24 protein-coding genes and 1 pseudogene are annotated in these 23809 nt (G+C 59.6%); 8 read left to right on the forward strand and 17 right to left on the reverse strand.

The features are described from left to right. Window positions 1-23: 23 nt before the first annotated feature. Both prfA and ychF read right to left on the reverse strand, forming a co-directional pair. Window positions 24-1106 carry a peptide chain release factor 1 gene (prfA, locus tag RWM61_RS02605; protein WP_313997137.1) on the reverse strand — a complete coding sequence of 361 codons (1083 nt, stop codon included), beginning with the start codon at window positions 1104-1106 and terminating at the stop codon, window positions 24-26. A 1150-nt stretch (window positions 1107-2256) separates the two neighbouring features. Beyond that, the gene (gene ychF / locus RWM61_RS02610; protein ID WP_313997069.1) at window positions 2257-3357 is read right to left on the reverse strand and encodes a redox-regulated ATPase YchF; all 1101 of its coding nucleotides are present in this window, start codon (window positions 3355-3357) and stop codon (window positions 2257-2259) included. Between the two features lie 107 nt (window positions 3358-3464). Here ychF and RWM61_RS02615 point away from each other — a divergent pair, with 107 nt between their 5' ends. Further along, complete coding sequence (locus tag RWM61_RS02615) at window positions 3465-3803, forward strand: L,D-transpeptidase (protein WP_313997071.1); 339 nt, start codon at window positions 3465-3467, stop codon at window positions 3801-3803. 154 nt (window positions 3804-3957) lie between these two features. Then, the gene (locus tag RWM61_RS02620; protein WP_313997073.1) at window positions 3958-4113 is read left to right on the forward strand and encodes a hypothetical protein; all 156 of its coding nucleotides are present in this window, start codon (window positions 3958-3960) and stop codon (window positions 4111-4113) included. A gap of 187 nt (window positions 4114-4300) precedes the next feature. Here the strand turns inward: RWM61_RS02620 and trxA are convergent, their stop codons facing one another. The 9 genes and pseudogenes from trxA to RWM61_RS20195 all read right to left on the reverse strand — a co-directional run. Further along, the gene (gene trxA / locus RWM61_RS02625; RefSeq protein ID WP_313997075.1) at window positions 4301-4612 is read right to left on the reverse strand and encodes a thioredoxin; all 312 of its coding nucleotides are present in this window, start codon (window positions 4610-4612) and stop codon (window positions 4301-4303) included. A 90-nt stretch (window positions 4613-4702) separates the two neighbouring features. After that, on the reverse strand, window positions 4703-5128 hold the full coding sequence (locus RWM61_RS02630; protein WP_313997077.1) for an Rrf2 family transcriptional regulator: 426 nt from the start codon (window positions 5126-5128) through the stop codon (window positions 4703-4705). 85 nt (window positions 5129-5213) lie between these two features. After that, window positions 5214-6047 (reverse strand): aldo/keto reductase, encoded by an 834-nt coding sequence (locus RWM61_RS02635; RefSeq protein WP_313997080.1) that lies wholly within the window; start codon window positions 6045-6047, stop codon window positions 5214-5216. Window positions 6048-6088: 41 nt separating this feature from the next. Then, a complete protein-coding gene (locus tag RWM61_RS02640) occupies window positions 6089-6502 on the reverse strand; it encodes a DUF72 domain-containing protein (RefSeq protein WP_313997082.1) in 414 nt (137 codons plus the stop codon). 146 nt (window positions 6503-6648) lie between these two features. Beyond that, a complete protein-coding gene (locus tag RWM61_RS02645) occupies window positions 6649-7413 on the reverse strand; it encodes a class III extradiol ring-cleavage dioxygenase (RefSeq protein ID WP_313997084.1) in 765 nt (254 codons plus the stop codon). Between the two features lie 666 nt (window positions 7414-8079). Further along, complete coding sequence (locus tag RWM61_RS02650; RefSeq protein ID WP_313997086.1) at window positions 8080-8763, reverse strand: hypothetical protein; 684 nt, start codon at window positions 8761-8763, stop codon at window positions 8080-8082. A 299-nt stretch (window positions 8764-9062) separates the two neighbouring features. After that, entirely contained in the window at window positions 9063-9386 is a 324-nt protein-coding gene (locus tag RWM61_RS02655; protein ID WP_313997088.1) for a multidrug efflux SMR transporter, read from the reverse strand. Window positions 9387-9393: 7 nt separating this feature from the next. Beyond that, window positions 9394-10152: an SMR family transporter gene (locus RWM61_RS02660; protein WP_313997090.1), complete on the reverse strand. Its 759-nt coding sequence runs from the start codon at window positions 10150-10152 to the stop codon at window positions 9394-9396. A gap of 431 nt (window positions 10153-10583) precedes the next feature. Beyond that, a pseudogene (locus tag RWM61_RS20195) lies at window positions 10584-10737 on the reverse strand (helix-turn-helix domain-containing protein); the annotation flags it as partial. 93 nt (window positions 10738-10830) lie between these two features. On the opposite strand from RWM61_RS20195, the gene RWM61_RS02670 reads away from it, so the two are divergent. Further along, complete coding sequence (locus tag RWM61_RS02670; protein WP_313997139.1) at window positions 10831-11034, forward strand: DUF2071 domain-containing protein; 204 nt, start codon at window positions 10831-10833, stop codon at window positions 11032-11034. 145 nt (window positions 11035-11179) lie between these two features. Here RWM61_RS02670 and cobA read toward each other — a convergent pair whose 3' ends face one another. From cobA to nirB, 4 genes are all read right to left on the reverse strand, one after another. Further along, window positions 11180-11944 (reverse strand): uroporphyrinogen-III C-methyltransferase, encoded by a 765-nt coding sequence (gene cobA / locus RWM61_RS02675; RefSeq protein ID WP_313997094.1) that lies wholly within the window; start codon window positions 11942-11944, stop codon window positions 11180-11182. Between the two features lie 115 nt (window positions 11945-12059). Beyond that, window positions 12060-12962, reverse strand: a complete 903-nt coding sequence (locus tag RWM61_RS02680; RefSeq protein ID WP_313997096.1) for a uroporphyrinogen-III synthase — start codon at window positions 12960-12962, stop codon at window positions 12060-12062. Between the two features lie 40 nt (window positions 12963-13002). Beyond that, window positions 13003-13335, reverse strand: a complete 333-nt coding sequence (gene nirD, locus RWM61_RS02685; RefSeq protein ID WP_313997098.1) for a nitrite reductase small subunit NirD — start codon at window positions 13333-13335, stop codon at window positions 13003-13005. An 84-nt stretch (window positions 13336-13419) separates the two neighbouring features. Then, the gene (nirB, locus tag RWM61_RS02690; RefSeq protein ID WP_313997100.1) at window positions 13420-15906 is read right to left on the reverse strand and encodes a nitrite reductase large subunit NirB; all 2487 of its coding nucleotides are present in this window, start codon (window positions 15904-15906) and stop codon (window positions 13420-13422) included. A gap of 281 nt (window positions 15907-16187) precedes the next feature. Here nirB and RWM61_RS02695 point away from each other — a divergent pair, with 281 nt between their 5' ends. The 5 genes from RWM61_RS02695 to RWM61_RS02715 all read left to right on the forward strand — a co-directional run bounded on the left by RWM61_RS02695 (window position 16188) and on the right by RWM61_RS02715 (window position 21930). Then, window positions 16188-16745, forward strand: coding sequence for an ANTAR domain-containing protein (locus RWM61_RS02695; protein WP_313997102.1), 558 nt, complete (start codon window positions 16188-16190; stop codon window positions 16743-16745). 275 nt (window positions 16746-17020) lie between these two features. After that, complete coding sequence (locus tag RWM61_RS02700) at window positions 17021-18247, forward strand: nitrate/nitrite transporter (protein WP_313997141.1); 1227 nt, start codon at window positions 17021-17023, stop codon at window positions 18245-18247. Window positions 18248-18254: 7 nt separating this feature from the next. Continuing rightward, a complete protein-coding gene (locus tag RWM61_RS02705) occupies window positions 18255-18389 on the forward strand; it encodes a hypothetical protein (RefSeq protein ID WP_313997105.1) in 135 nt (44 codons plus the stop codon). A 53-nt stretch (window positions 18390-18442) separates the two neighbouring features. Next, the gene (locus RWM61_RS02710) at window positions 18443-20842 is read left to right on the forward strand and encodes a molybdopterin oxidoreductase family protein (RefSeq protein ID WP_313997106.1); all 2400 of its coding nucleotides are present in this window, start codon (window positions 18443-18445) and stop codon (window positions 20840-20842) included. 260 nt (window positions 20843-21102) lie between these two features. Beyond that, entirely contained in the window at window positions 21103-21930 is an 828-nt protein-coding gene (locus tag RWM61_RS02715) for an Rpn family recombination-promoting nuclease/putative transposase (RefSeq protein WP_313997108.1), read from the forward strand. Window positions 21931-22093: 163 nt separating this feature from the next. Here RWM61_RS02715 and galU read toward each other — a convergent pair whose 3' ends face one another. Continuing rightward, a complete protein-coding gene (gene galU, locus RWM61_RS02720) occupies window positions 22094-22984 on the reverse strand; it encodes a UTP--glucose-1-phosphate uridylyltransferase GalU (RefSeq protein ID WP_313997111.1) in 891 nt (296 codons plus the stop codon). A 142-nt stretch (window positions 22985-23126) separates the two neighbouring features. Then, the gene (locus tag RWM61_RS02725; protein ID WP_313997113.1) at window positions 23127-23789 is read right to left on the reverse strand and encodes a molybdenum cofactor guanylyltransferase; all 663 of its coding nucleotides are present in this window, start codon (window positions 23787-23789) and stop codon (window positions 23127-23129) included. Window positions 23790-23809 lie beyond the last annotated feature (20 nt).

A 23809-nucleotide genomic window follows, 5' to 3' on the forward strand; every position in this document is an offset into this window, starting at 1 on the left:
TCGCCTTACTATACCCGCCGGTGTTATACGCCCGCGGTCGCGTTTTCCCGCTCCAGCAGCTCGGTTTGCTCCGCCAGCGTCAGCGCATCGACGATTTCCTGCATGTCGCCGTTCATCACGGCGTCCAGCTTGTGCAGCGTCAAGCCGATCCGATGGTCGGTCACGCGGCTTTGCGGAAAATTATACGTCCGGATCCGCTCGCTGCGGTCGCCGGTTCCGACTTTGCTTTTGCGCTCGCCGGCATACTTCGCCTCCTCTTCCTGCCGCTTGATATCGAAAATCCGGGCTCTCAGCACCTGCAGCGCCTTCTGCTTATTATCGTTCTGCGACTTGCCGTCCTGGCAAGTGGCGACGATCCCTGTCGGGATGTGCGTCACCCGCACCGCCGACTTCGTCGTGTTGACGGACTGCCCGCCGGCGCCGCTGGAGCAGAACGTGTCGACGCGGATGTCTTTATCGAGAATTTCGATTTCGACGTCTTCCACCTCCGGCATCACCGCGACGGTCGACGTCGACGTATGAATGCGTCCGCCGGACTCAGTCACCGGAATCCGCTGCACCCGATGGGCGCCGCTCTCGTATTTCAGCTTGCTGTAAGCGCCTTTGCCGGAGATCATGAAAATAACCTCCTTGAAGCCGCCCAGATCGTTCTCGTTCGCATCGAGCAGCTCGACGCGCCAGCCCTGCGAATCCGCGAAGCGGGTATACATCCGGTACAGGTCGGACGCGAACAAAGCTGCCTCATCGCCGCCCGCCGCGCCGCGCACCTCCACGATCACGTTCTTGTCGTCGTTCGGATCCTTCGGCAGCATGAGCACGCGAATGCGCTCTTCCAGCTCGGTCTGGCGGGCGGTCAGCTCCTCGATTTCCAGCTTGACCATCTCGCGCATTTCATCGTCCAGCCTCTCTGCCTGCATCGCCTTGGCGTCGTTGAGCTGTTCGATCGTATTTTTATATTCGGTGTAAGCCGCGTAAGCGTCCTGAAGATCGGATTGTTCCTTGGAGTAGTCGCGCAGCTTCTTCGGGTCGGCGGCGACGTCCGGGTCGCAGAGCAGTTCGCTCAGCTTTTCGTATCGGTCCGCCAGCGCTTGCAAACGGTCCAACATCATACATAACACCCCTAAATAAAAAATTCCGTCCTATTATTATACCACAATCCGCGCGGTTTCGTCCCTTGCCAAAAAAATACCGGCGCAACCGTCCGTCCCGCGCTCCTTTTAGCCACTATCCCCTCCGCTCAGGACCCCGCTCCACGCTCCTTTTAACCACTATCCCGTCCGCTCAGAACCCTACTCTCACGCTCCTTTTAACCACTCTCCCGTCCGCTCAGAACTCTGCTCCCACACTCCTTTTAGCCAATATCCCGTCCGCTCAGGATCCCGCTCCACGCTCCTTTTAACCACTATCCCCATCACTCAGACCCTGCTCCCACGCTCCTTTTAGCCACTATCCCCTCCGCTCAGAACACGACCTTGAAGCGCCCCCTCAACACCCCGCTTGAGAAAGACCGCAAGAAAATAGCATAGGCTACTATGCTTCCTAGCGGACTGGTAGTCGGATCGGCGTCGCCGCGTGCTGGAAAAGTGGCTTTGAGCTGGAGTGAGGGCGGCTATAAGTTGACTAACCTAACAAAGTGCATTTTATGCACTTGGTTAAATGCGGCCGGCGGCGATGGGACATCAAGGTGCACGGAGTACACCTTGTTTCGCGGTTTTCGGATAAAACCCCGGATTTGGGGCCAACAAGGTGCAGGTTTTGCACTTGGATTAGACGAAAAGGGAGAAACGGCGAAAACAAGGTGCAGGTTTTGCACCTTGCACCTCCCGCCTTGCACCCTGCACCTTGCACCTGGCACCCTGCACCCTGCACCTGGCAACTCCCGCCTTGCACCTTGCACCTTGCACCTCCCGCCTTGCACCTTGCACCTTGCACCCTGCACCCTGCACCCTGCACCTGGCACCTCCCGCCTTGCACCCTGCACCTTGCACCTTGCACCTGGCACCTGGCACCCTGCACCCTGCACCCTGCACCCTGCACCTGGCACCTCCCGCCTTGCACCGTGCGCGTTGCCGAACGATGCCGCTTGTGCTGAGCGAAGGGGATAGTGGCCGTAAGGCGGTTCAAACACCTCAACTGAGCCGACGGGATAGTGACCATAAGGCGGTTCAACCCCCCCAAGACGCAACTGACCAGCAGCCCAATGTCCACGGGAACGGAAAAAGGACGCTGACAGCGCCCTTTTCACCGCAGTTGCTTCTATACGTTAAACCGGAAATGCATAACGTCGCCGTCCTGCACGACGTATTCCTTGCCCTCCAGCCGAAGCTGGCCTTTCTCCTTGGCCGCGTTCATCGATCCGGCCGCCACCAGATCCTCGTAGGAAACGACCTCCGCGCGGATGAAGCCGCGCTCGAAATCGGTATGGATGACACCCGCCGCCTGCGGCGCCTTCATCCCTTTGCGGATCGTCCAGGCCCGGACCTCCTGAACGCCGGCCGTAAAGTACGTGTACAAGCCGAGCAGCTTGTACGCCGCCTTGATCAACCGGTTCAAGCCCGACTCTTCCAGCCCGAGCTCCTCCAGGAACATCGCCTTGTCCTCGCCCTCCAGCTCGGCGATCTCGGCTTCCACCTTCGCGCTGATCGGCACAACCTCCGCGTTCTCGGCCGCGGCGAATTCGCGAACCTTCTGCACATAAGGGTTGTTGTCCGTGTCCGCCACCTCGGCCTCGCTGACATTCGCCGCGTAAAGCACCGGCTTGATCGTCAGCAGATGCAGATCCCGCACGATAAGCCGCTCTTCCTCGCCAAGCTCCACGCTGCGCGCCGGCATGTCGTTGTACAACGCTTCCTTGATGCGTTCCAGCACTTCGACCTCCTGCGCGTATTTCTTGTCTCCGCCCTTCATGTTCTTGCGGCTGCGCTCGATCCGCTTCTCGACCGAATCGAGGTCCGCCAAGATCAATTCCAGGTTGATCGTCTGAATATCGCTGAGCGGGTCCACCTTGCCCGCGACGTGCGTGATGTTCTCATCCTGGAAGCAGCGCACCACGTGCACAATCGCATCCACCTCGCGGATATGCGCGAGAAATTTATTGCCCAGCCCTTCGCCTTTGCTCGCGCCGGCCACCAGGCCCGCGATATCCACGAATTCAAAAGCGGTAGGCACCGTGCGGTTCGGCACCACCAGCTCGGTCAGCTTGTCCAGCCGCTCGTCCGGCACCTCCACAACGCCTACGTTCGGATCGATCGTGCAAAACGGATAGTTCGCGGATTCCGCGCCCGCTTGCGTAATTGCATTAAAAAGCGTCGACTTTCCCACGTTGGGGAGGCCGACTATCCCTGCTTTCAAAGCCATCTATGACAACTCCTTAACCTCTGGATAATCTTACGCCATTATACCCGATGCGCAAAAACATTGAAAGCCCGGCTCACATATCATAAGGCAAAGGAGTTGACGGCCATATGCCGATATACCGCATCATCGTCGATCTGTCGGATCGAAAATTATATTTGCTCGACGGCAACACCGTCGTCCGCCAATTTCCCGTCGGAATCGGGAGAATGCTCAGCCGCACCCCGACCGGAGAGTTCACCGTCGTGAACAAACAGGCCAATCCCGGCGGCCCTTACGGAGCGTTCTGGCTCGGCCTGTCGAAGCCTCACTACGGCATCCATGGAACGAATGACCCGTCCTCGATCGGACGCGAAGTCTCACGCGGCTGCATCCGGATGTATAACCGGGACGTTCTTGCCCTGGCCGCGCTCGTGCCGATCCGCACACGGGTCACGATACGTCCCTGACATCGTCGGCGCATCCTGCCTTTCCTCCCGACAAAGTATGACCGGAAGCGCGACACGACATAATACTTTTGATACCGCATGACAACATGCCATCATCATCGCGCGGCTCAGGCGGCAAACAATCGGCATGCAACCCATAAGGAGGCGCACTGCAGTGGAGAACAAGGAACATAAAGGAAACTATAAAGGAACAACCGCGATGCACGCGAAAAATCAGGACATGGCGTTCGTCAACGATACGATAGAGGACACGAAATCCGTCAGCAACTTTACAGGCAAGAAGAGAACGGACCAATTCGGCAAAGAGTGACACCCTGTTTGCGCAAAAAAGACGGACGGCTGCCCTGCGCGGCCTGATCCGTCTTTTTACATATCACGTTCCGCGCAACGATCACCCGTCCCACAAGAAAACTGCTTTGCTGATTCCGGACGGAAAAAACCGCAGGCTGCGGTCCGTTGTCGGATACGCGCCTGCGGTTTCGGCGATGAGGCAGGGATTAAGCTTGGCCCTGGATTTTCGTCCTGAGCGCTTCTTTGCTTTGCAGACCGACCATTTTGTCGACCGGCTGTCCGTCTTTGAACAGGATCAGCGTCGGGATGCTCATGACGCCGAACTGGGAAGCGAGCTCAGGCTCTTCGTCGACGTTGATTTTGCCGATCGTCGCTTGACCTTGAAGCTCGGTCGAGAGCTCCTCTACGATCGGAAGCTGCATTTTGCAAGGTCCGCACCAAGGCGCCCAGAAGTCTACGAGCGTTACGCCGCTCTCGATGCTTTGCGAGAAATTTTCTTTCGTCAAGGTTACTGCCATGGGAATCATCCTCTCCTATTTGTATAATCACTTGCTATGTTAAGGGTAAACCCGTCACACCAGCTGCAATCAAACCGGTTCGCCTGCCGCTCAGCATGGTTCGCACGCTTGAATTTGGCCCAGCACAGCGGAAATCGTGATGCCGTCAAAATAATCCTCAAGCCGTTTCTCCGCCGCGCAGAAAATGCCGTCCATGACGGAACGCATATTGGAGCCGACGACGCAATCCATATCCGGATCGCCCGAGCACCAGCTCGGCATGAGCGAGCCCTGCGCCATCGCCCGGTAAACCGCGCCAAGCGTCACCGTCTCCGGATCGATGGTGAGCCGGTATCCCCCGCGCGTGCCTTCCCGCGTCTCGACGAAACCGCTCTTCCGGAGCACGCCCATGACTTTGCGGACCCGGGCGGCATTCGTCATTACATTCTCCGCGATCGTGTCGCTGGACGCCATCTTTTCCGGCAAATGGGCGAGAAGGACTAGACTGTGGACGGCTATGGTGAATTCGCTGTTCATTACGGCACCCCGCTTTGTACTGTAATTTTATCAGTTACAGTTACCTTTGTCAACGGCTGCCGTCCGTCCACCGGTAGTGTACCTTCTAGAAATTGAAATTATCCGGATCCGCGCCGAATCGATGATGGCGGTCCAGCTCATCGATGCTTGCCATTTCGGTCTCCGTCAGCTCGAAATCGAAAATATCAGCGTTCTCCTTGATCCGCTCCGCCTTGACCGATTTCGGGATCGTCAGCACGCCGTGCTGCAAATCCCAGCGCAGGACGATTTGGGCCGGCGTCTTGAAATACTTCTCGGCCAGCTCGTTCAACAGTGTAACGTCGAGATTGCCCTGCATCAGCGGACTCCACGCCTGCAGCTTGATGTTCGACTTGTCGCAGTAGGCGCGGAGCTGGCGCTGGGTCAGCAGGGGATGGAACTCCACCTGATTGACCGCCGGGACGACCTCGCATGTTTGCAGCAGATCCTCCAGATGGTGTGCCTGGAAATTGCTGACGCCGATCGCACGGACCTGCCCGTCCCTGTACAGCCTCTCGAGGGCGCGGTACGTGTCCTTGTATTTGCCCGCCACCGGCCAGTGGACCAAATACAGGTCGACGACATCCAGGCCGAGCCTGCGGCGGCTGGCCTCGAATGCCCGCAGCGTGCTGTCGTAGCCCTGGTCCGTATTCCAAACCTTCGTCGTAATGAAAATCTCGCCGCGGCCGATGCCGCTCTCCTTGACCGCACGGCCGACGCCTTCTTCGTTGCCGTACACGGCGGCAGTGTCGATCAGCCGGTAGCCCGTTTGGAGCGCGGCTTCAACCGCATGCTCCACCTCCCGGCCTTCCTTCGACTGCCAGACGCCCAGTCCGAACCACGGAATTTGCACGCCGTTGTTCAGTTCGATTTTATCGGAGATGCTGCCCAAATGTACCATTCCGCCATGCCTCCCAATCCCATATTGTCCGTCTTTCCTCATTACCACTCGCCAGGATCGCCAAACAGGTCCAGCTGCTCCGCGGATTCACCCGTATCGAACGTCCCGCGGGGCGGCACTTGCCCCAGAAGGGCCATCATCCGCTTGGCGTTATCCGCCGCGACCATCGGCTCCAGGGACGCCCGGAACGCGTCAAACATGGCCGGAACGGTCTCGAACGGAATGCCGCCGCGCGCGTGTCCCGTCATGCCCTGATACGCCTTCACGATAAAATGAAACCCGGCAGCCGTTTCGGCCGTCCATTTCTCCATGTTCCGGATCGGCTGCACCGCGTAGAACGAGCTGTCCACCTCCACCGTCCGAAACCATTCGCCGTATGTTTTCAGCTTGTTTCTGGCCGCGGCGGAATCGGGATAAAGCGTATCGTGATCGCCAACCCGCAAGCCCGATCGCAATCATGGCGTCCGGAACACCTCCACTCCTACAATAGCAAATCAAGAGGATAAAAGAAAACAGAACAAGACCGGCCCGGGGCGTGAACTCCGAATCGGTCTTTCAGGCTGCCGTGTTATTCTCCGTGCCGGCGTGCGGGGATTGCTGTTCAGGCAAAGGACATGCACAGGTAGCTGAGCGTTCCCATGTCATAGCTGCGGTAAATCGGCTTCCCTCCGCCCTGACCGGCTCCGAGCGCGATGAACAGCGGCACGAAATGCTCTTCCCGCGGTACCGCCCGGCGGGCATGCGGCGCCAATTCCTTATAGCGGAAAAGCGCGTCGCAATCGTTCTCGGCGATCCGGTCGATCAGCCACTGATCGAATTCCTCGGCCCAAGGCTCGACCGCGCTCTGCCCCCAATGAATCTCGGCAAAATTGTGCACGGTCACGCCGCTGCCGATGACCAGGATGTCCTGCTCGCCCAAACCGCTTAGAGCCTGGCCGATTCTGAACTGCTCAGCCGGCGGGAGGAAGGGATGCACGGAAATCTGCACAACCGGAATATCCGCTTCCGGATACATCCGGTGAAGCAGCGTCCAGGAGCCGTGGTCGAGACCCCGCCTGGTGTCGGCGAGCGTTTCGATGCCATTTTGCGCGAAGCGCTCCCGGACGTCGTTCGCCAGCTTGACGGAGCCCCTGGCATTGTAGGTGACCGCGTACAGCTCCGGCGGGAAACCGCCGAAATCGTAAATCGTTTCATATACGTCGTCGGTCGAAGAAACCGTCAGCACCCGGCTTTCCCAATGGGCGGTGAATATGACGATCGCCTTCGGCCGGTACGTCTTGCCGAGCTTGCGCAGAAAATCGGTATACGGCGTTTCCTCGATGGCCAGCATCGGTGAACCGTGGGCGAGAAAAAGAGACGGCATCATAGGCGGGTGGACCTCCTGTTTATTTTGCATTAGGTTACTTTATGTAAGTAAATATATAATTAGTTATGCGAGTAGTCAAGGGGCTGGCTGCCTTTTAGCCATTACCCCTTCGCTCAGCTTGTGATGCCGTTAGGCGGGAGCGGGCGCGTTGGGGGCGACGGCGTGAGCTGCGGCGGCGGGGGGGGGGGCGCAGGTAGGCGGCGGCGTGAGGGGCGACTGTACAAGTTGCGAGGCGCAAGGTGCAAAACCTGCACCTTGTTTTGAGCATTTCTCCCGTTTTGACCAATCCAAGTGCAAAACCTGCACTTTGTTGACCCTAAATCCGGGTTTTATCCCGAAATGCTGAAACAAGGTGTATTTTTTGCACCTTGATCACTGATCTCCGCCGTCCGAATTAAATAAGATGCAGGAAATGCACCTTGTTACCTTGCGCGTAGTCGAACGGTATCGCATGGAGCACCTTAGCAGACTACCACCGGCGCCAGCTCCCCTCACCAAGCTACTTCCCGCCACCCACCAGCGTCGGCTACCCAAACAAGCAACTTTCCAGCCACCACCGGCGCCGGCTACCCCACCAAGCTAATTTCCCGCCACCCACCGGTCTCAGCTCCCCTCACCAAGCTACTTCCTCCACCACCGGCCCGAGCCAACCAACATCATCGCAGGTCAATCCATATATTCCCACGCCCCCCGAACGAGCTCATACGCCAACACCTTGACCTCTTTCCCCTTCCTCTCGGGCCGAAGCCAACCTTTGGCGCAGAGCGATTGCAGCATACCGACCGCCGTACGATGATTCAACCGGAAATGCGCCGCCACATCGATCGGCCGAATCGGCCGCACAAGCTGAACGGCCAGCCGCAGCACCTCCTTCTCAGCCAACACCGCGCGATCGACCGGCGCTTCCGCCGGCTGGTAGCGGCCAAGCAGCATCCGCAGCAGCGAAATGCACACTTCCGGGCGAGGGGCTACATCGTCATAGGCAAAAGACACAACGCGAAAGCCCATCGCTTGCAAGAACGTCTCCCGATTCAACTCTTTACTGTAGCTTTTCCGGTCCATATCCCGCACATGCGGGCCAAACCCCTTCACCTCCCAGATGAATTTCAAATATCCAGGCAGATACCCGTAGTCACCGAAGTAAGAATTGCCGCGGAAGTCAAACACCTCAAACTCCGGATGGAGGTCGTCGAAGTTGCCCTTCAACGGCCACCAGATATTCTCGGCAAAAAGCCGCTCGGCATGCCCGTGTCCCCGTTCCAGCCGCCCTTTTCGTTCACCGGAACGGCGTTCCAGATGACGCTGGATAAAAGCCGCATAGGCTTTTTCAAAAGAATGGTTTTCCTTCATCAAAACTCCCCCCTTGTCAGGCTCCACAACGCAAAAACGCCCCTTCCATCCTTGACAGGATAAAAAGGGACGTTCTTCGTCACGTTGCAATCATTATAGCATGACAAATCCTTTGCAGATAGGGGGTTTTCGTCAACTACCGGCCAACCGCGATTGCCGCCTGTCCCGGCGCGCGTTGCGGCGCGGCATCGCGACGGTCTGACCACAGATCAACCCCCGGCCGACGCGCTTTTCCGCGCTGCATGGCGGACGATCTGACACAGGTCAACCCCCCACGCAACCGACCTGTCCGCTTCCCGTCATGATCCGCCGCCGACCACTCTTAGCCCGACGACGCCAGCGATGATCATGGAGATGAACAGCAGCTTGCGCATATCCTTGGACTCCTGGAAAAGGAACATGCCGAGCAGCACGCTCCCCGCCGAGCCGATACCCGTCCAGATGCCGTATGCCGTGCTGATCGGAATGTCCTGCAGCGCCCTAGAAAGGAAATAGAAGCTGACGAAGCCGGACAGCGCCGCCCCGACCGTCGCCTTCCATTTCGTGAACCCTTCGGACAATTTCAAAAATGTGACGCCGCCGATTTCCCCGAGCCCCGAGATCAGCAAAAAGATCCACGCCATCGCCCCGTCACTCCTTTCGCTTCCCCGCCGCCGCGACGGGCTCGTTCCGGGCTCCCCCATCTTGCGCCGCCGTTTCAAGCTTCGCTTCTGCCGCCGGAGCCTTGTCCGCCGGGATATCCCCGGCAACCGCCGTCTCACCCGGCCTGCTATCCGATGCCGACGGCACACCACCGACCGCCGGACCACTGCCGCCCACCTTCGGCCCGTCGCCACCGAACGCCGTCTCACCCAGCCTTCCGTCCGATGCCGACGGCACACCACCGATCGCCGGCCCATCGCCACCGACCGCCGGACCGCTGCCACCTACCTCCGGCACGCTGCCCGCCGCCCGACCACCGTTGCCGCCCGCAGGCAGACCACGGTCGCTGCCCGCGGACTCATCGCATGCCGCAGCCGGCTCACCGCACGCGGACGCCGGTTCACCGCCCGCAACCGCGGGCCTCGGCGCGTCCGCGGCGATCATTTTCAGCCCGACGATCCCGCCGATCAGCAGCGCCACAAAGAACAACCGCCACAAATCGACGGGCTCCCCGAGAAAAAGGATCCCCACGACCACGGTCCCGGCCGTCCCGATCCCCGTAAACACGGCGTAAGCGGTTCCGACTTCGATCGAGCGGATCGCCCGCGCGAACAAAAAAAAGCTAAGGCCCAGAGCCGCGGCGGTCGCCACACTCGGCCACAGCCGCGTGAAGCCGTCGGACTCCTTCAGTCCGAAAGCCCACCCTATCTCAAGCAAACCCGCCACCAGCAGCGAAAGCCAAGCCATGATGCCTCATCCTCCCGACAGTACCTTCCAGAACGCCGCCCAAGCCACTCGTTGTCTTTCCCGATAGACTTCCGTACTATACAGCTGGCTCTCCACCAGCAATCCGTCAACCAACGCGTAAAAAACCGCAACCGCCTCCGCCGTCCCGCTCCGAGGCAGCTCGCCCGAAGCCATGCCGGTTTCCAGCATGCGCGCCAGTTGCTCGGTGACCGCGGCTTCGTAGCGCATAAACTGCTCCTGCAGCCTTGCCTTTAAATGCCTGGGCGGCATCAGCATCGTCCGTTTCAGAAACGCTTGGCCGCCGGTCGACCGGTCCTCATCGGTACAATACCCGAACGCCGCGAACATGGCCGCCTCGCACGAGCCTCCGGCCCGCGCTTCCAGAAACGCCGCAAACCGGTCCGTCTCCTTTCGCGCAGCTTCCTCGAACAGCGCCAGAAAAAGCCGCTCTTTGGAGGCAAAGTGCGCATAAATTGAAGGGGTCTTGATGCCGACCGCCTTGGCGATCTCGGCAAGCGTCACGCCGTCGTAGCCGGCCTCCGCAAACATCGCAAGCGCGGCTTCCCTGATTCGATTGGCCGTCATATGGGCAAGCATCCTCCCGGAAGCGGCCCTCCGCTCCCTAACTAATATTAGTTAGGTAAAGTATATCACGCTCCGGCCTGCTTTTCAAGTGACATTAGAACCGACCGAAGGGGACGGCCGGCATTGTTTGCGGGCACATACAGGGCAACGGAGGGCGAGGTGTTTCATGCGGAGCCCGGCACGCTCCTGCATTGGCTGACGGAACGGTACTGCATGTACGCGTCGGACAAGAACGGGAACATTCACATCGTGGACATCCACCATCTGCCTTGGCCTTTGCAGCAGGCGAAAGTATGATTTGAAGCACGCAAGGAAAAAAGCGGGCAAATAAAAGGCAGCCTTTCGGTAGAGGAAAGGCTGCCTTTTATTTTCGCCTGCGACAGGGAATTCCCCGCCCTTTTCCTGCTCGCGCCTCTTCCGGCAGGCGTTGCAGCGCGGCATGTCAGCCGATCAACGCCTCCATCTTGCGCCAAGCCAGCCGGTCGCGCATCGCGACGACAGGGCCGACGACGATCGTGACCGGGCTGCGCAGCTGCACGGTTTCGGGGTTCGCGGCGATGTCGGCCAGCGTGCCGGCCACGACCCGCTCGCCGCCCAGCGAGCCGCTCTGGATGAGCGCGATCGGCGTGGAGGCGTCCTTGCCGTGCGCCAGGAGCCGCCCGGTGATGACCGGCAGCTGCTGCAGCCCCATCAGCACCACGAGCGTCTCCGCTCCCGCCGCCCATGCCCAGTCCACGCAGGCGCCGTCCTTGCCGACGCATTCATGGCCGGTGATGACGGCGAACGAAGCGGCCAGCGTGCGGTGCGTCACCGGAATGCCCGCATAGGCCGGCACCGCGATGCAGGACGAGATGCCGGGCACGATCTCGAACGGCACGCCGAGCTCCGTCAGATGCGCCGCCTCCTCTCCGCCGCGCCCGAAGACGAACGGATCGCCGCCCTTCAGGCGCGTCACGGTCAGCCCGCGCAGCGCCCGGTCGGCGATCAGCGCGTTGATGTCGTCCTGCTTCATCGTATGGCGGCCTGACGCTTTGCCGACATACAGCAGCTCGGCTTGCGGCGAGGCCTCCCGCACGAGCTCCTCCGACACCAGCCGGTCATAGATCAGCACATCCGCCAGCCGGATCGACTCCAGCCCGCGCACCGTGATCAGCTTCGGGTCGCCCGGACCCGCGCCGGTCAAAAAGACGAATCCTTTGCCGCCCATCCGCAACCACCCTTTCTCCCAACGTTGTAATCGTCAGCTAAAGCCGGCCCGTCAACGGACCTTCGCAAGCCCGCTGCAGACCATCGGCCATTTAACATACGCCGTTACAACCGCGCTAGTCCGCCTTCGCCCCGTCCGGCTTCAAAACCTCATCCGTACCGGCGTTTGCGCATAGGCCGGTCGCGGACGCGCTCGCGGCGTCCTCCTCGGACAACGCCCCGCCGAAATGGCGGGACATGGCGACCACCATGCTGCCCATCCGCTCCTCCTCCGGAAAAAGCACCCGCTTGACGCCTTCCTCGAACAGCGCCTCCGCCGTCACTTTGCCCACCGCGACCGCGAGCACATCGCCCTCAAAGGCGGCCAGCACCCGCTCATACAAGCCGCGCTTCGCCGCGCTGCCCATCACGTACCGCACCTGCACGGTGCTGGTGAACGCGACGGCGTCGACCTTGCCGCCGATAATCTCGTCGATCAGCGTCGTCGCCACATCGCCCTCCGGCGGAACGTGCCGGTAAGGCAGCAGCTCTTCGCAAATCGCGCCCCGCGCCGCGAGCGCGCCGGTGACGCGCGGCGCCGGATCGCCGTACAGCTGCAGCGCCACCCTTTTGCCCAGCAGCGTATAAGGCTCCATCTCGCGAAGCAAGCCCGCCGTCGTTCCGTCGTTGTCGCGCACATCGGGCGTCAGACCCATTCGCCGCAGCACGTTGACCGTCTTGTAGCCGCGGGCCGCAAGCCGCATGCGCTTCAACGCGCCCAGGAAAGCCTCGCCATAGCCGAGATGCTCGGCCGTCTTCATCAGCGCCTCCGTACCTACGCCCGTCGTCAGCACCAGCCAATCCGCCGGGTCCTCGATCAACGCCTTCAATTGCTCTTCAATCCGCGTATCGTCCATAAAAACGGTGCCCTGCGCCGGTCTCACCAGCGCACGGCCGCCGAATTTCTCGATCATGCGACTCATCTCATCCGCCTTGCGCGGACCCGTAACGGCTATCGTTTTCCCTTCCAAGCGCGCCATACAGCCGCCTCCCATCGTGGAGCATCCCATCATTACATCTTTACGACACTAATGATTGTACCCCATCTACGGTCAGCGTGACATTCCCCTTGTCGTCCACCGTTACCGGAAAGGTCGTCACGCACCCCTCGTCAGGCGCCTGGACCAGCCCGTCGTGCAAATTGATTTTCCAATCGTGCAGCGGACAATAGACGTGGTGATCGCACACCATGCCTTCGGACAGCTTGCCGCCCTTATGCGGGCATCGGTTCTCGATCGCCTTCATGCCGCCGTCCGACAGCTTGAACACCGCCAGCTCCATCTCGCCGACCCGAAACACCCGCGCTCCCCGCTCCTGAAATTCCGAAATATGCCCGATCGTAAACTTTGGCATGGTTTCGCCCACCTCTCCTTTATATATGCCAACAGGCTTTTATGTCGCAATGATGCCGCAATTCCGCAGGTCGCAAACGCCCGCTTAACGTTCCTTGTCGGACATCAGCGCTTTCGGGCTGGCCGCGTCTCCGGCAGCGGCCGTTTCCGCGTGCGCCGGAGCGGTCATCACGTCGAACGCCTTGCGCAGGTCGTCGGTCTCGATGATCTGCTTCCAAGGATCCTTCTGCAGGCTGAGCGTCTTGTCGATGCGGGAGACGAGCGCCTCGCGATCTTCCTTTTTCTCCAGCGCCTTCTTCACCGAGTCGAGGCCGACCCGCTGAATCCATTCGCTCGTGCGCTCCATGTAATTCGCGGTCTCGCGGTAGTATTGCAGGTAAGCGCCCGTCCATTCGAGCACTTCCTCGTCGGTCTTCACCTTCACGAGCAGCTCGGCCGCGCGGACCTTCGTACCGCCGTTGCCGCCTACATAAATTTCGCTGCCGCCGTCGATCGCGATGACGCCGAGGTCCTTGATCGTCGACTCCGCGCAGTTCCGCGGGCAGCCGGAGACGGCGAGCTTCACCTTATGCGGCGTGGCGAGCCGCTCGAACTTTTTCTCCATCGCAATCCCCATCTGGATCGAATCCTGCGTGCCGAAGCGGCAGAACGTCGAGCCCACGCACGTCTTCACCGTCCGCAGCGACTTGCCGTAGGCATAGCCGGACGGCATGTCGAGCTCCTTCCAGACGTTCGGCAGGTCCTCCTTCTTCACGCCGAGCAGGTCGATCCGCTGGCCGCCCGTAATCTTCACGAGCGGCACCTCGTACCGTTCCGCCACCTCCGCGATCCGCTTCAAATCCTCCGGCGTCGTCACGCCGCCGTAGATCCGCGGCACGACCGAGAAGGTGCCGTCCTTCTGGATGTTGGCGTGGTTGCGCTCGTTGACGAAGCGGGATTCCAGCTCGTCCTCGTGCTCCTCCGGCCATACCATGCCGAGGTAGTAGTTCAGCGCAGGGCGGCACTTGCTGCAGCCCTCGGGGTTTTTCCATTCCATGACGTGCATGATTTCCTTCGTCGTGGTGAGCCGCATCCGCTTGATCGCCTCGACCACCTCGTCGCGCGTATGCTCCGTACAGCCGCAGATGCCTTCCTTGACGGCCGCCACGTTGTCCGCGCCGAGCGCCGACAGGAGAATGCCTTCGACCAAAGGCTTACAGCCTCCGCAAGAACCGGACGCCTTCGTGCACGCCTTGATCTCATTGACGCTCACGCAGCCTTTTTCCGTGATGGCTTCCATAATGGTGTCCTTCGTGACGCCGTTGCAGCCGCAGACGATCTCGTCTCCGCTCATCGCGGCGACCAAATCGGCCGTGCTGGCAGGCTTGCCGCTTCCGCCGCCGGGTCCGAACAGCACTTCCTTCTCCCGTCCGGCGAAGCTCTCGCCGCTGCGGATCAGGGAGAACAGCCGCGAGCCGTCCGTCGTGTCGCCGAACAGCACGGCGCCGATCGGCTTGCCGTCCTGGAAAACAACCTTTTTATATACGCCGTCCAGATCGTCCTGCACGCGGAGCGCTTTCGTTCCCGGTTCGTCCGTGAAGCGGCCGGCCGAGAATACGTTGACGCCCGACACCTTCAGCTTGGTCGAAACGACAGAGCCTTGGTAGCCGTCGCTCTCGACGCCGGCCAGCTTTTTCGCCAGTATCGCCCCCTGCTCGTACAGCGGCGCCACCAGACCGTACGCAATGCCGCGGTGCTCCGCGCACTCGCCGACCGAGTATACATTCGGAACGCTCGTCTGCAGGTAGTCGTCGACGACGATGCCGCGGTTCACCTCGATGCCGCTTTCCTTCGCAATCTGCACGTTCGGCTTGATGCCGACCGCCATGACGATCAGGTCCGCGTCCACCTGGGAGCCGTCCTTGAATTTCAGTCCGGTCACCCGATTCTTGCCGAGGATCGAGTCCGAGTTTTTCTCGAGCAGGAATTTCATCCCTTGACGCTCCAGCTCATCCTGCAGCATTTTGGCGGCGGTGAAATCCAACTGGCGTTCCATCAGATAATGGTAGATGTGCACGACGCTGACGTCCATTTTCAGATTCAACAGCCCCCGCGCCGCTTCAATGCCGAGCAGGCCGCCGCCGATGACCACGGCTTTCTTGTAGCTCTTCGCCGTCTCGATCATCGTCTCGCAGTCCTTGATGTCGCGGAACGCGATGACGCCTTCCTTATCGGCGCCCGGCAGCGGCAGCATGAACGGCAGCGAGCCGGTGGCGAGGACAAGCTCGTCGTAAGGGACGGCGAGGCCTTTGTCCGTCGTTACGATTTTACCGGCCGTGTCGATCTTCGTCGCCGTCTGCCCCGCATGCAGCAGAATCTGGTTGTCGCGGTACCAATCCCAGTCGTTCAACACGATATCCTGCATATTGACGTCCCCTGCGAGAACGGATGAGAGCATGATACGATTGTAGTTCGGATGAGGCTCCGCCCCGATGATGGTGATGTCATACCGGTTCGGGTTGAGCTTGAGCAGCTGCTCCACAAACGATACGCCGGCCATTCCGTTGCCGATCATGACGAGTTTCTTCTTCATAAAGCTTCTCCTCCTGTGTCGAAACATAAAAAACCTATCCCTTGGATCCTCTACGATCCGAGAGACAGGCATCATTGCCATAGCCGCGGCACGCCGTTGTGCCAGAACTAATACGATATAGGTACAGTATAGTGCGGTTAATCACCAATGTCAACATTTCTAACATAAAAAGTTGTTGGATGATCTGAGCCAAATTGCCGTCGACAGCGTTTTTTCTATATGTTATATTTTATTACACATTTGACAGCTTTGACAGCGAAACGGAAGCGAGGTGACACCCCATGCTTAAATCGGCCCTGCTCATCGAAGACAGCTCACGCATCGCGTCGCTGCACAGCCTGCAGCAAAATTGCCGCACGCTGCACCGCTGCAAGACGGCTGACGACGCGCTTCCGCTCATCAGCATCGTGGAAGCGGCCATCCTGTATACCCCTTTGGAGCGTTTGTGCGATTGGCAGTCGACGATCGCCGGCATGAGGCGGCTGCCTGTCCTGTGGCTGTGCATGGAAACCGAGGCCCCGAAGGAAATCGACTGGGGCTATGCGCTGGACGGCGTGCTGTTCGCGTCCATGACGACCGTCGAAACGCAATTTGCGTTGAAGTGGGCGTTAAGAAGCTTTCATCAGCGGAAAAGATGGGCGGAGGAGCGCGAGCAGCTGCTGCAGCGGCTGGAGGAACGGAAGTGGATCGACCAGGCGAAGGCCGTCCTCTGTGAAATCAAGGGCATCAGCGAGGCCGAGGCTTACGATTTCCTGCGCAAGCAGGCGATGAATGAACGGAAAAGGATCGGCGATATCGCCGCTTCAATCGTGAAGGTGTATCAGTTGATTCACGGTTGACGGCGCAATTCCGATGCCGGATGTCAGGTTTTCTCTATAAAAATTTTTTACGGAAATTATTTATGTTAGTTATATTGACACGGTTGTGACAAATCGCATATAATTCAAAACATGATCAACGTTCACAATGCTGTGACGTTCATATTCGTCGGTGAGCACAAAGCCGTGCCGCCGGTTGGCAACGAGGCCGCCTGCATCCTTCGGGATGAAGTGCGGCCTTTTCATGTCAGGCAGTGTAAAGAGAAATGTACATTGGAGAGGAGTTTTGTACAATGATGGGGAACAAGGGATTTTGGGAAAGTGGTCATAAGCCTTCGTTGTTCAGCAGTTTTCTTTATTTCGATGTCAGCTTTATGATTTGGGTTCTGATGGGTCCGCTGGTCGTCGTGATCATGTCCGACTATCCGATGGATGCCGCGCAGAAAGCGAACCTCGTAGCGCTGCCGATTCTCGGCGGATCGATTCTCCGCCTCGTACTCGGCTTCCTGACCGACCGGATCGGACCGAAACGGACCGGCCAGCTGGGCATGCTGATCACCATGGTGCCGCTCGTATGGGGCTGGCAATTCGTCAACTCGCTCAATGAGCTGTATTATGTAGGCCTGCTGCTCGGCGTCGCCGGCGCATCGTTCGCCGCCGCGCTGCCGCTCGCCAGCCGCTGGTATCCGCCGCAGTATCAAGGGCTTGCCATGGGCATCGCCGGCGCGGGCAACAGCGGCACCGTCTTCACGACGCTGTTCGCGAACCGGATCGCTCAGGCTTACGGTTGGGAAACGGTTTTCGGTTTGGCGCTCATCCCGATCGCCGTCGTGTTCCTCGTGTTCTCGATTCTCGCCAAGGACAGTCCGAATCAGCCGAAGCCGAAGACGCTGGCCGATTACGGCAACATTCTGAAGTTGAAGGATACCTGGCTGTTCTGCATTCTGTACAGCGTCACATTCGGCGGCTTCGTCGGCCTGGCGAATTACCTGACGATTTTCTTCAACACGCAATACGGCCTTAGTCCGGTCCGCGCGGCCGACTTCACGACCCTTGCCGTAATCGCCGGCAGCTTCTTCCGTCCGGTAGGCGGCTGGCTGGCCGATCGGATCGGCGGCATCCGGATGCTGATGCTGCTGTATGCGGGTGCGGCGCTCATGCTGGCCTCCGTCTCCTCGATTCCGCCGCTCGGCGTCGTAACGGCGCTGCTGTTCGTCGGCATGATGTGCCTTGGCGCCGGCAACGGCTCGGTATTCCAGCTCGTACCCCAGCGTTTCCAGGGCGAGATCGGCATCGTGACGGGCATCGTCGGCGCGGCCGGCGGGGTCGGCGGCTACTTCCTGCCGAAAATTCTCGGCAACCTGTACCAATCGACAGGCTCGTACACGCCGGGCTTCCTTATCTTATCCGGCATCGCGCTGTCCTGCGTCGTGCTGGTGGGCATCGTTCAGGGCCAGTGGAAAAAGCACTTCCTCGGCCAAGGCGGCAAAGCGCGGCTGGACGACGGCACGCTCGCATCATAAGGCACGGGTGACGTCAGGGACGGCAAGCGCAAACGACAGCGAGCCCGGCTGCAGCCTGCAGAAGGAGGATACCGGCATGGACGCATTCGACGCATACGATATCTTCGAGCTGCTTGATGTGATGGATTTGTTGTCCGCATGAACGCCTGACCCGTTAGCAACACATGTACATTTCTATAGGAGGGAGGGATTTCGATGGCCTCTCCTGTCGCCGCACAACCGAATACAGATCGTCTTCCTTCCCACTGCTGTTATTGCAGCATGCAATGCGGCATCGAACTGGTGCGGACGGAGGCGGAGCCCGGGTTCGAGGTGAAGCCGAGCCCGGATTTCCCGGTCGCCACAGGCAGACTGTGCCAGAAAGGCTTCCACTCGATGGCGCATGCGATTCATCCCGAACGGCTGCTGCACCCGCTGCGCAGGCCGTTCGGGCCGGTCGGCGATTCCGCCGATTCGGCCGGTTCCCCCGGCTCCGCATGGGAGCGCGCTTCCTGGGAATCGGCGCTGGACGGCATCGCTTCCCGCATTCGCGATATACAGGCCCGTTACGGCTCCGACGCCGTCTCCGTCTTCGGAGGCGGCTCGCTGACGAACGAGGTCTGCTACCTGCTCGGCAAATTCACGCGCGTCGCGCTGAAATCGCGCTACATCGATTACAACGGGCGATACTGCATGTCCTCCGCCGCCGCCGCCCAGAACAAGGCGTTCGGCGTCGACCGCGGCCTGAGCCTGCCGCTGGAGGAAGTATCGCAATCCCAATATATTATACTGGCCGGCACGAACATTGCGGAGTGCCAGCCGACGATGATGCCCTACCTGCTCGCCGCCAAGAAACGCAAGGCGGTGATCGTGACGATCGACCCGCGGCAGACGATGACGTCCAAAATCGCAGACATTCACGTGCCGCTCCAGCCCGGCTTCGATTCGGTATTCGTCAACGCCCTCCTGCATGTCATCCTCGAGGAGCGGCTGTACGATGCGGAATTCGTGGCCAGCCATACCGACGGCATCGACGATGTGCGCGAGGCTGTCCGCGAGTTCTCTCCGGACCGCGTATCGCTGTACACCGGCATTCCGGTCGAGGTCATCCGCACGATCGCGCGCGGCTTCGCCAAGGCGGAATCCGGCGTCGTGCTCACCGCGCGCGGCCTGGAGCAGCAGACCAACGGCGTGGAACACACGCTGAACTATATTAATCTGTGCCTGCTCACCGGCAAAATCGGCAAGCCCGGCTGCGGCTTCGGCGCCGTCACCGGGCAAGCGAACGGCCAGGGCGGCCGCGAGCACGGGCAGAAGGCGGATCAGCTGCCGGGCTACCGGATGATCGACGATCCGGCCGCCCGCGAGCATGTCGCCCGCGTATGGGGCGTCGAACCGGCCGAGCTGCCCGGCAAAGGCGTTTCGGCTTACGAGCTGTTCGGCAAAATTCTCGACGGCGAGATCAAGGCGATGATCGTGCTCGGCTCCAACCCCGTCGTCTCCAGCCCGAACAGCGCACGAGTCGCGGAAGCGCTGCGGAAGCTGGAACTGCTCGTCGTGGTCGACCTGTTCGAGACGGAGACGGCCGCCTATGCGCACTGGCTGCTGCCCGGCACCTCCTTCCTCGAAGCGGAGGGTACGCTCACGAATCTCGAGGGCCGCATCTTCCACCGTGCGCAAGCTTTGGAGCCGCCCGGCGAGGCTATGCCGGACTTCAAGCTGATCTGCGCACTGGCGGACCGCCTCGGCCGGGGCGAACATTTCCGCTTCGATTCACCCGAAGCCGTGTTCAATGAGCTGCGCCGCGCCACCGCCGGCGGCAAAGCCGACTACAGCGGCATCACCTACGCGCGTCTCATCGCCGAGAAAGGCGTGTTCTGGCCCTGCCCTTCCCCGGAGCATCCGGGCACGCCGCGGATGTTCGACGGCGGCGCCTTCGCCCATTCGGACGGGCGCGCGAGGCTTCACGGCATCACGCCGCAGAAGCCGGCCGAGACGACGGATGCGCAGTATCCGTATATCCTGACGACCGGCCGGCTCGGCAGCCATTACCTGAGCGGCGTGCAGACGAGGCGAACGGACGCGCTGATGAAGAAGGCGTCCGTTCCGGTCGCGGAGCTCCATCCGTCGCTCGCCGAGAAGCTCCGCCTGCGCTTCGGCGACAAGGTGCGGCTGACGACAAGGCGCGGCTCCCTTGTATTCGAGGTGAAAATTTCCCAGGAAATACACCCGACGACAATATTCGTCCCGTTCCACTGGGGCGGCGACCTGTCGGTCAACCGGCTTACCAACGACGCCCTGCACCCGATCAGCCGGATGCCGGAGTTCAAGATATGCGCGGTGCGCGTCGAACGCGCGGACCGCGAGCTTTACGGCGCCGGGACGGAGGATGCGTTAGCCGCCGGTGCCGCCGTCCAGCCGTGCGCCGGTGCCGCCGGGGCACGGCAAAGCCGCACTGCCGCTTCGGCGGCATCGCCTGACCCGCCAGCCGCTTCGGCGGCGCCGCCTGCCGCGCCTGCTGCAGCCGCGGCGGATGCCGCGATTGAAACAACGGCAGGCCCGGCCGCCGCAGAAGGAAGGGTGCGGCTGCGCACGGCGAGCGAGAACGGCAGATGACCACTCCCCCGTTCTCGTGAGTGCAGACCGCACCAACACCCATGCAAAAAGACTGCTCCCCTGAAGATTGGATCCCTTCCAGGAGCAGTCCTTTTGTTATGGTCATGTATGGGTTAACAAGCAAGCACAGCGAGTGGCAAGTGATCTCGCTTCACGGGGGATAGCCATCAGGCGCTCATTACCTTTGACCATTATTCATGGTATAATGGGATTAACAAAAATTCCTCGCAACGGATAGCAAAACTCATGGAGTGGATGAAATGAACGACCTGCTCGATCCCAAAGTCGATTTTGTGTTCAAACGGATCTTCGGCAGCGAGGAGAACAAAGATGTGCTGCTCTCCTTCCTGAATGCGGCACTCCGGGAGACAGAGCCGAAGCCACTTACGCAGATTATTCTGATCAATACACATATTGATAAAAATGCGCTTGAAGATAAACAATCCGTATTGGATATTCGCGCAAAAACCGCAGAAGGCAAGCAAATCAACCTGGAAATCCAGCTTGCCGACAAATACGACATGGCTCCACGTACCTTGTATTACTGGGCGAAAATGTACGAGGAACAATTGGCCGAAAAACAGCTGTATAAAGAACTGAAGAAAACGATCACGATCAATATTTTGAACTTCACCATGCTGCCAAACGACCGTATCCACAACACGTTTCATCTGCGGGAAGACCATACGGGCTTGCTGCTCACAGACCACATCGAAATTCACTTTATGGAACTGCCGAAGCTGGAGGAAAAGGCGTACAGTTTGGACGATCGGTTAGTCAAATGGCTCACCTTTCTCAAAGGAGTGCCCAAAGAACGATGGGAGGTATTAGCGATGGATATGCCGGAATTGAAAAAGGCGATGACGACGCTGGAGTTTTTAAGCCAAGACAAAGAAGCTCGATACATGTACGAAATGCGCAAAAAAGCCTTGTTGGACGAACGTTCAGCGCTGGATTATGCGGAAACCAAAGCGAAGACGGAAGTAGCCAAAAATATGCTCGTTGAAGGTCTTGATATTTCATTGATTGTGAAGACAACGGGATTGTCCGAATCCGAAATTCAAAGACTGAAAGAGCAGGTCCATTAAGACAATAGGGACACGAATAAGGACAAATACGCACAAATAAGGACGGAATAGGGACAAAACCAGAAGTTAAAGATGATTGAAATTGCGACGATAAAATATTTACATCAGTCGGCATACGAAAAACCGTCAGGTCAATATTGACTGACGGTTCTCATTCTGAACGCTACTCCCCTACAGGATTCGCGCCTTCCCGCGCAACCTTCCCGGCCATATAGTCCAGCAACTCCCGCCTCAAATCGTCGCGCTGCAGCGCAAACTCGATGGTCGTCTGGATAAAGCCCATTTTTTCGCCGACATCGTATCGTGTCCCTTCGAAATCGTAGGCATATACGGCCTCGTGCCGATTCAACTCGTCGATCGCGTCCGTGAGCTGGATCTCCCCGCCGGCCCCCGGCTGCTGATTCTCCAGAATACCGAATATTTTCGGGCTGAGAATGTAACGTCCCATAATCGCGAGGTTCGAGGGCGCATCTTCTTTCTTCGGCTTCTCGACCAGGTTGGCCACACCGTAGAAACGGTTGTCGAGCTCTTTGCCGTTCACGATCCCGTACCGGCTGACTTCATCCTCCGGAACGCGCTGCACACCGATGACGCTCGCTCTGTAGCGGTCATACTTCTCGATCATCTGCTTCAGGCAAGGCTTCTCGGCCTGCACGATGTCGTCGCCCAGCAAGACGGCGAACGGTTCATTGCCGATAAATTTGCGGGCGCACCAGATCGCATGGCCCAAGCCTCTGGCTTCCTTTTGGCGGATGTAATGGATATCGACCATGTTCGAGGACTTCTGAACTTCGTTCAGCAGCTCGAGCTTCCCTTTGTCGAGCAGGTTCTGTTCCAGCTCAAACGAGTTGTCGAAATGGTCCTCGATCGCCCGTTTGCCTTTGCCTGTCACGATAATGATATCCTCGATGCCCGACGCCACCGCTTCTTCCACAATATACTGAATCGTCGGCTTGTCGACGATCGGCAGCATTTCTTTCGGCATCGCTTTCGTCGCCGGCAGGAATCGGGTTCCCAGCCCGGCCGCGGGTATGATCGCTTTTCTGACTTTCACTCCACAACCTCCTATGAGATAACCTCTACCGAGATTTTATTGCCGGGTTCCAACGTTACTCCCCACCTCGGGTGCGCCAGGCCATTATAACGTTAGATTCCCACCCGCGCATAAAAGTTATATCGAGAAATCCCCAAGATTATTACTGTTCCTTGAAACGCCTGTACGCTTCCGGCGTATTCAAATTCACGAACGCCTGCCGTTCCTCCTCGCTCTCCGGCTCAACCGTCACCGCCTTGAGCTGCTCCAGCGCCCTCATCACCCGGTACTCGCCCTGCTCCAGCAGCCGCCCAAGCGGCTCTGCCGCGCGGGTATGGCACAGCGAGTGAAAAGGCTGGTCCGGCACGTGCGCGATATCGGCGTCGGCGGCCTCCGCCGCCGCCAGCATTCGGCGAACAAGCGGCTCCGAGAGCCTCGGCATATCGCATCCCATAATAAACGCATATCCATCCGGAAGCTCGGACAGCCCGGCATGGAGACCGGCCAACGGCCCGCACCCGGCATACCGGTCGACAGCGAACGAGACGTTCGCCATCACGCTGTCCGGTACGGAGCCGGCCGTCTCGCTGTCCGCCACGAAGCCGGTCAGCGCCTGGCGGTACTCCGCGGCCCGCTCGGCATCCCCTGCCGAAACCACAATCGCCCCGCAAATGCCGGCCATTCGCCCCAGCAGCACGGCCAGCAGCGGCTTGCCGCCTACATCCAGCAGCGCTTTGTCCCGCCCCATCCGGCGGCTCCGACCGCCGGCCAATAGGATTCCGTTCAATTCGCCGTTCAATTCGCCGATCCCTCCGTCATTGCTCATAACACCCTTCCCGGTTGGCC

The organism is uncultured Paenibacillus sp., from assembly GCF_963515335.1.
Classification (GTDB): Bacteria; Bacillota; Bacilli; order Paenibacillales; family Paenibacillaceae; genus Paenibacillus_I.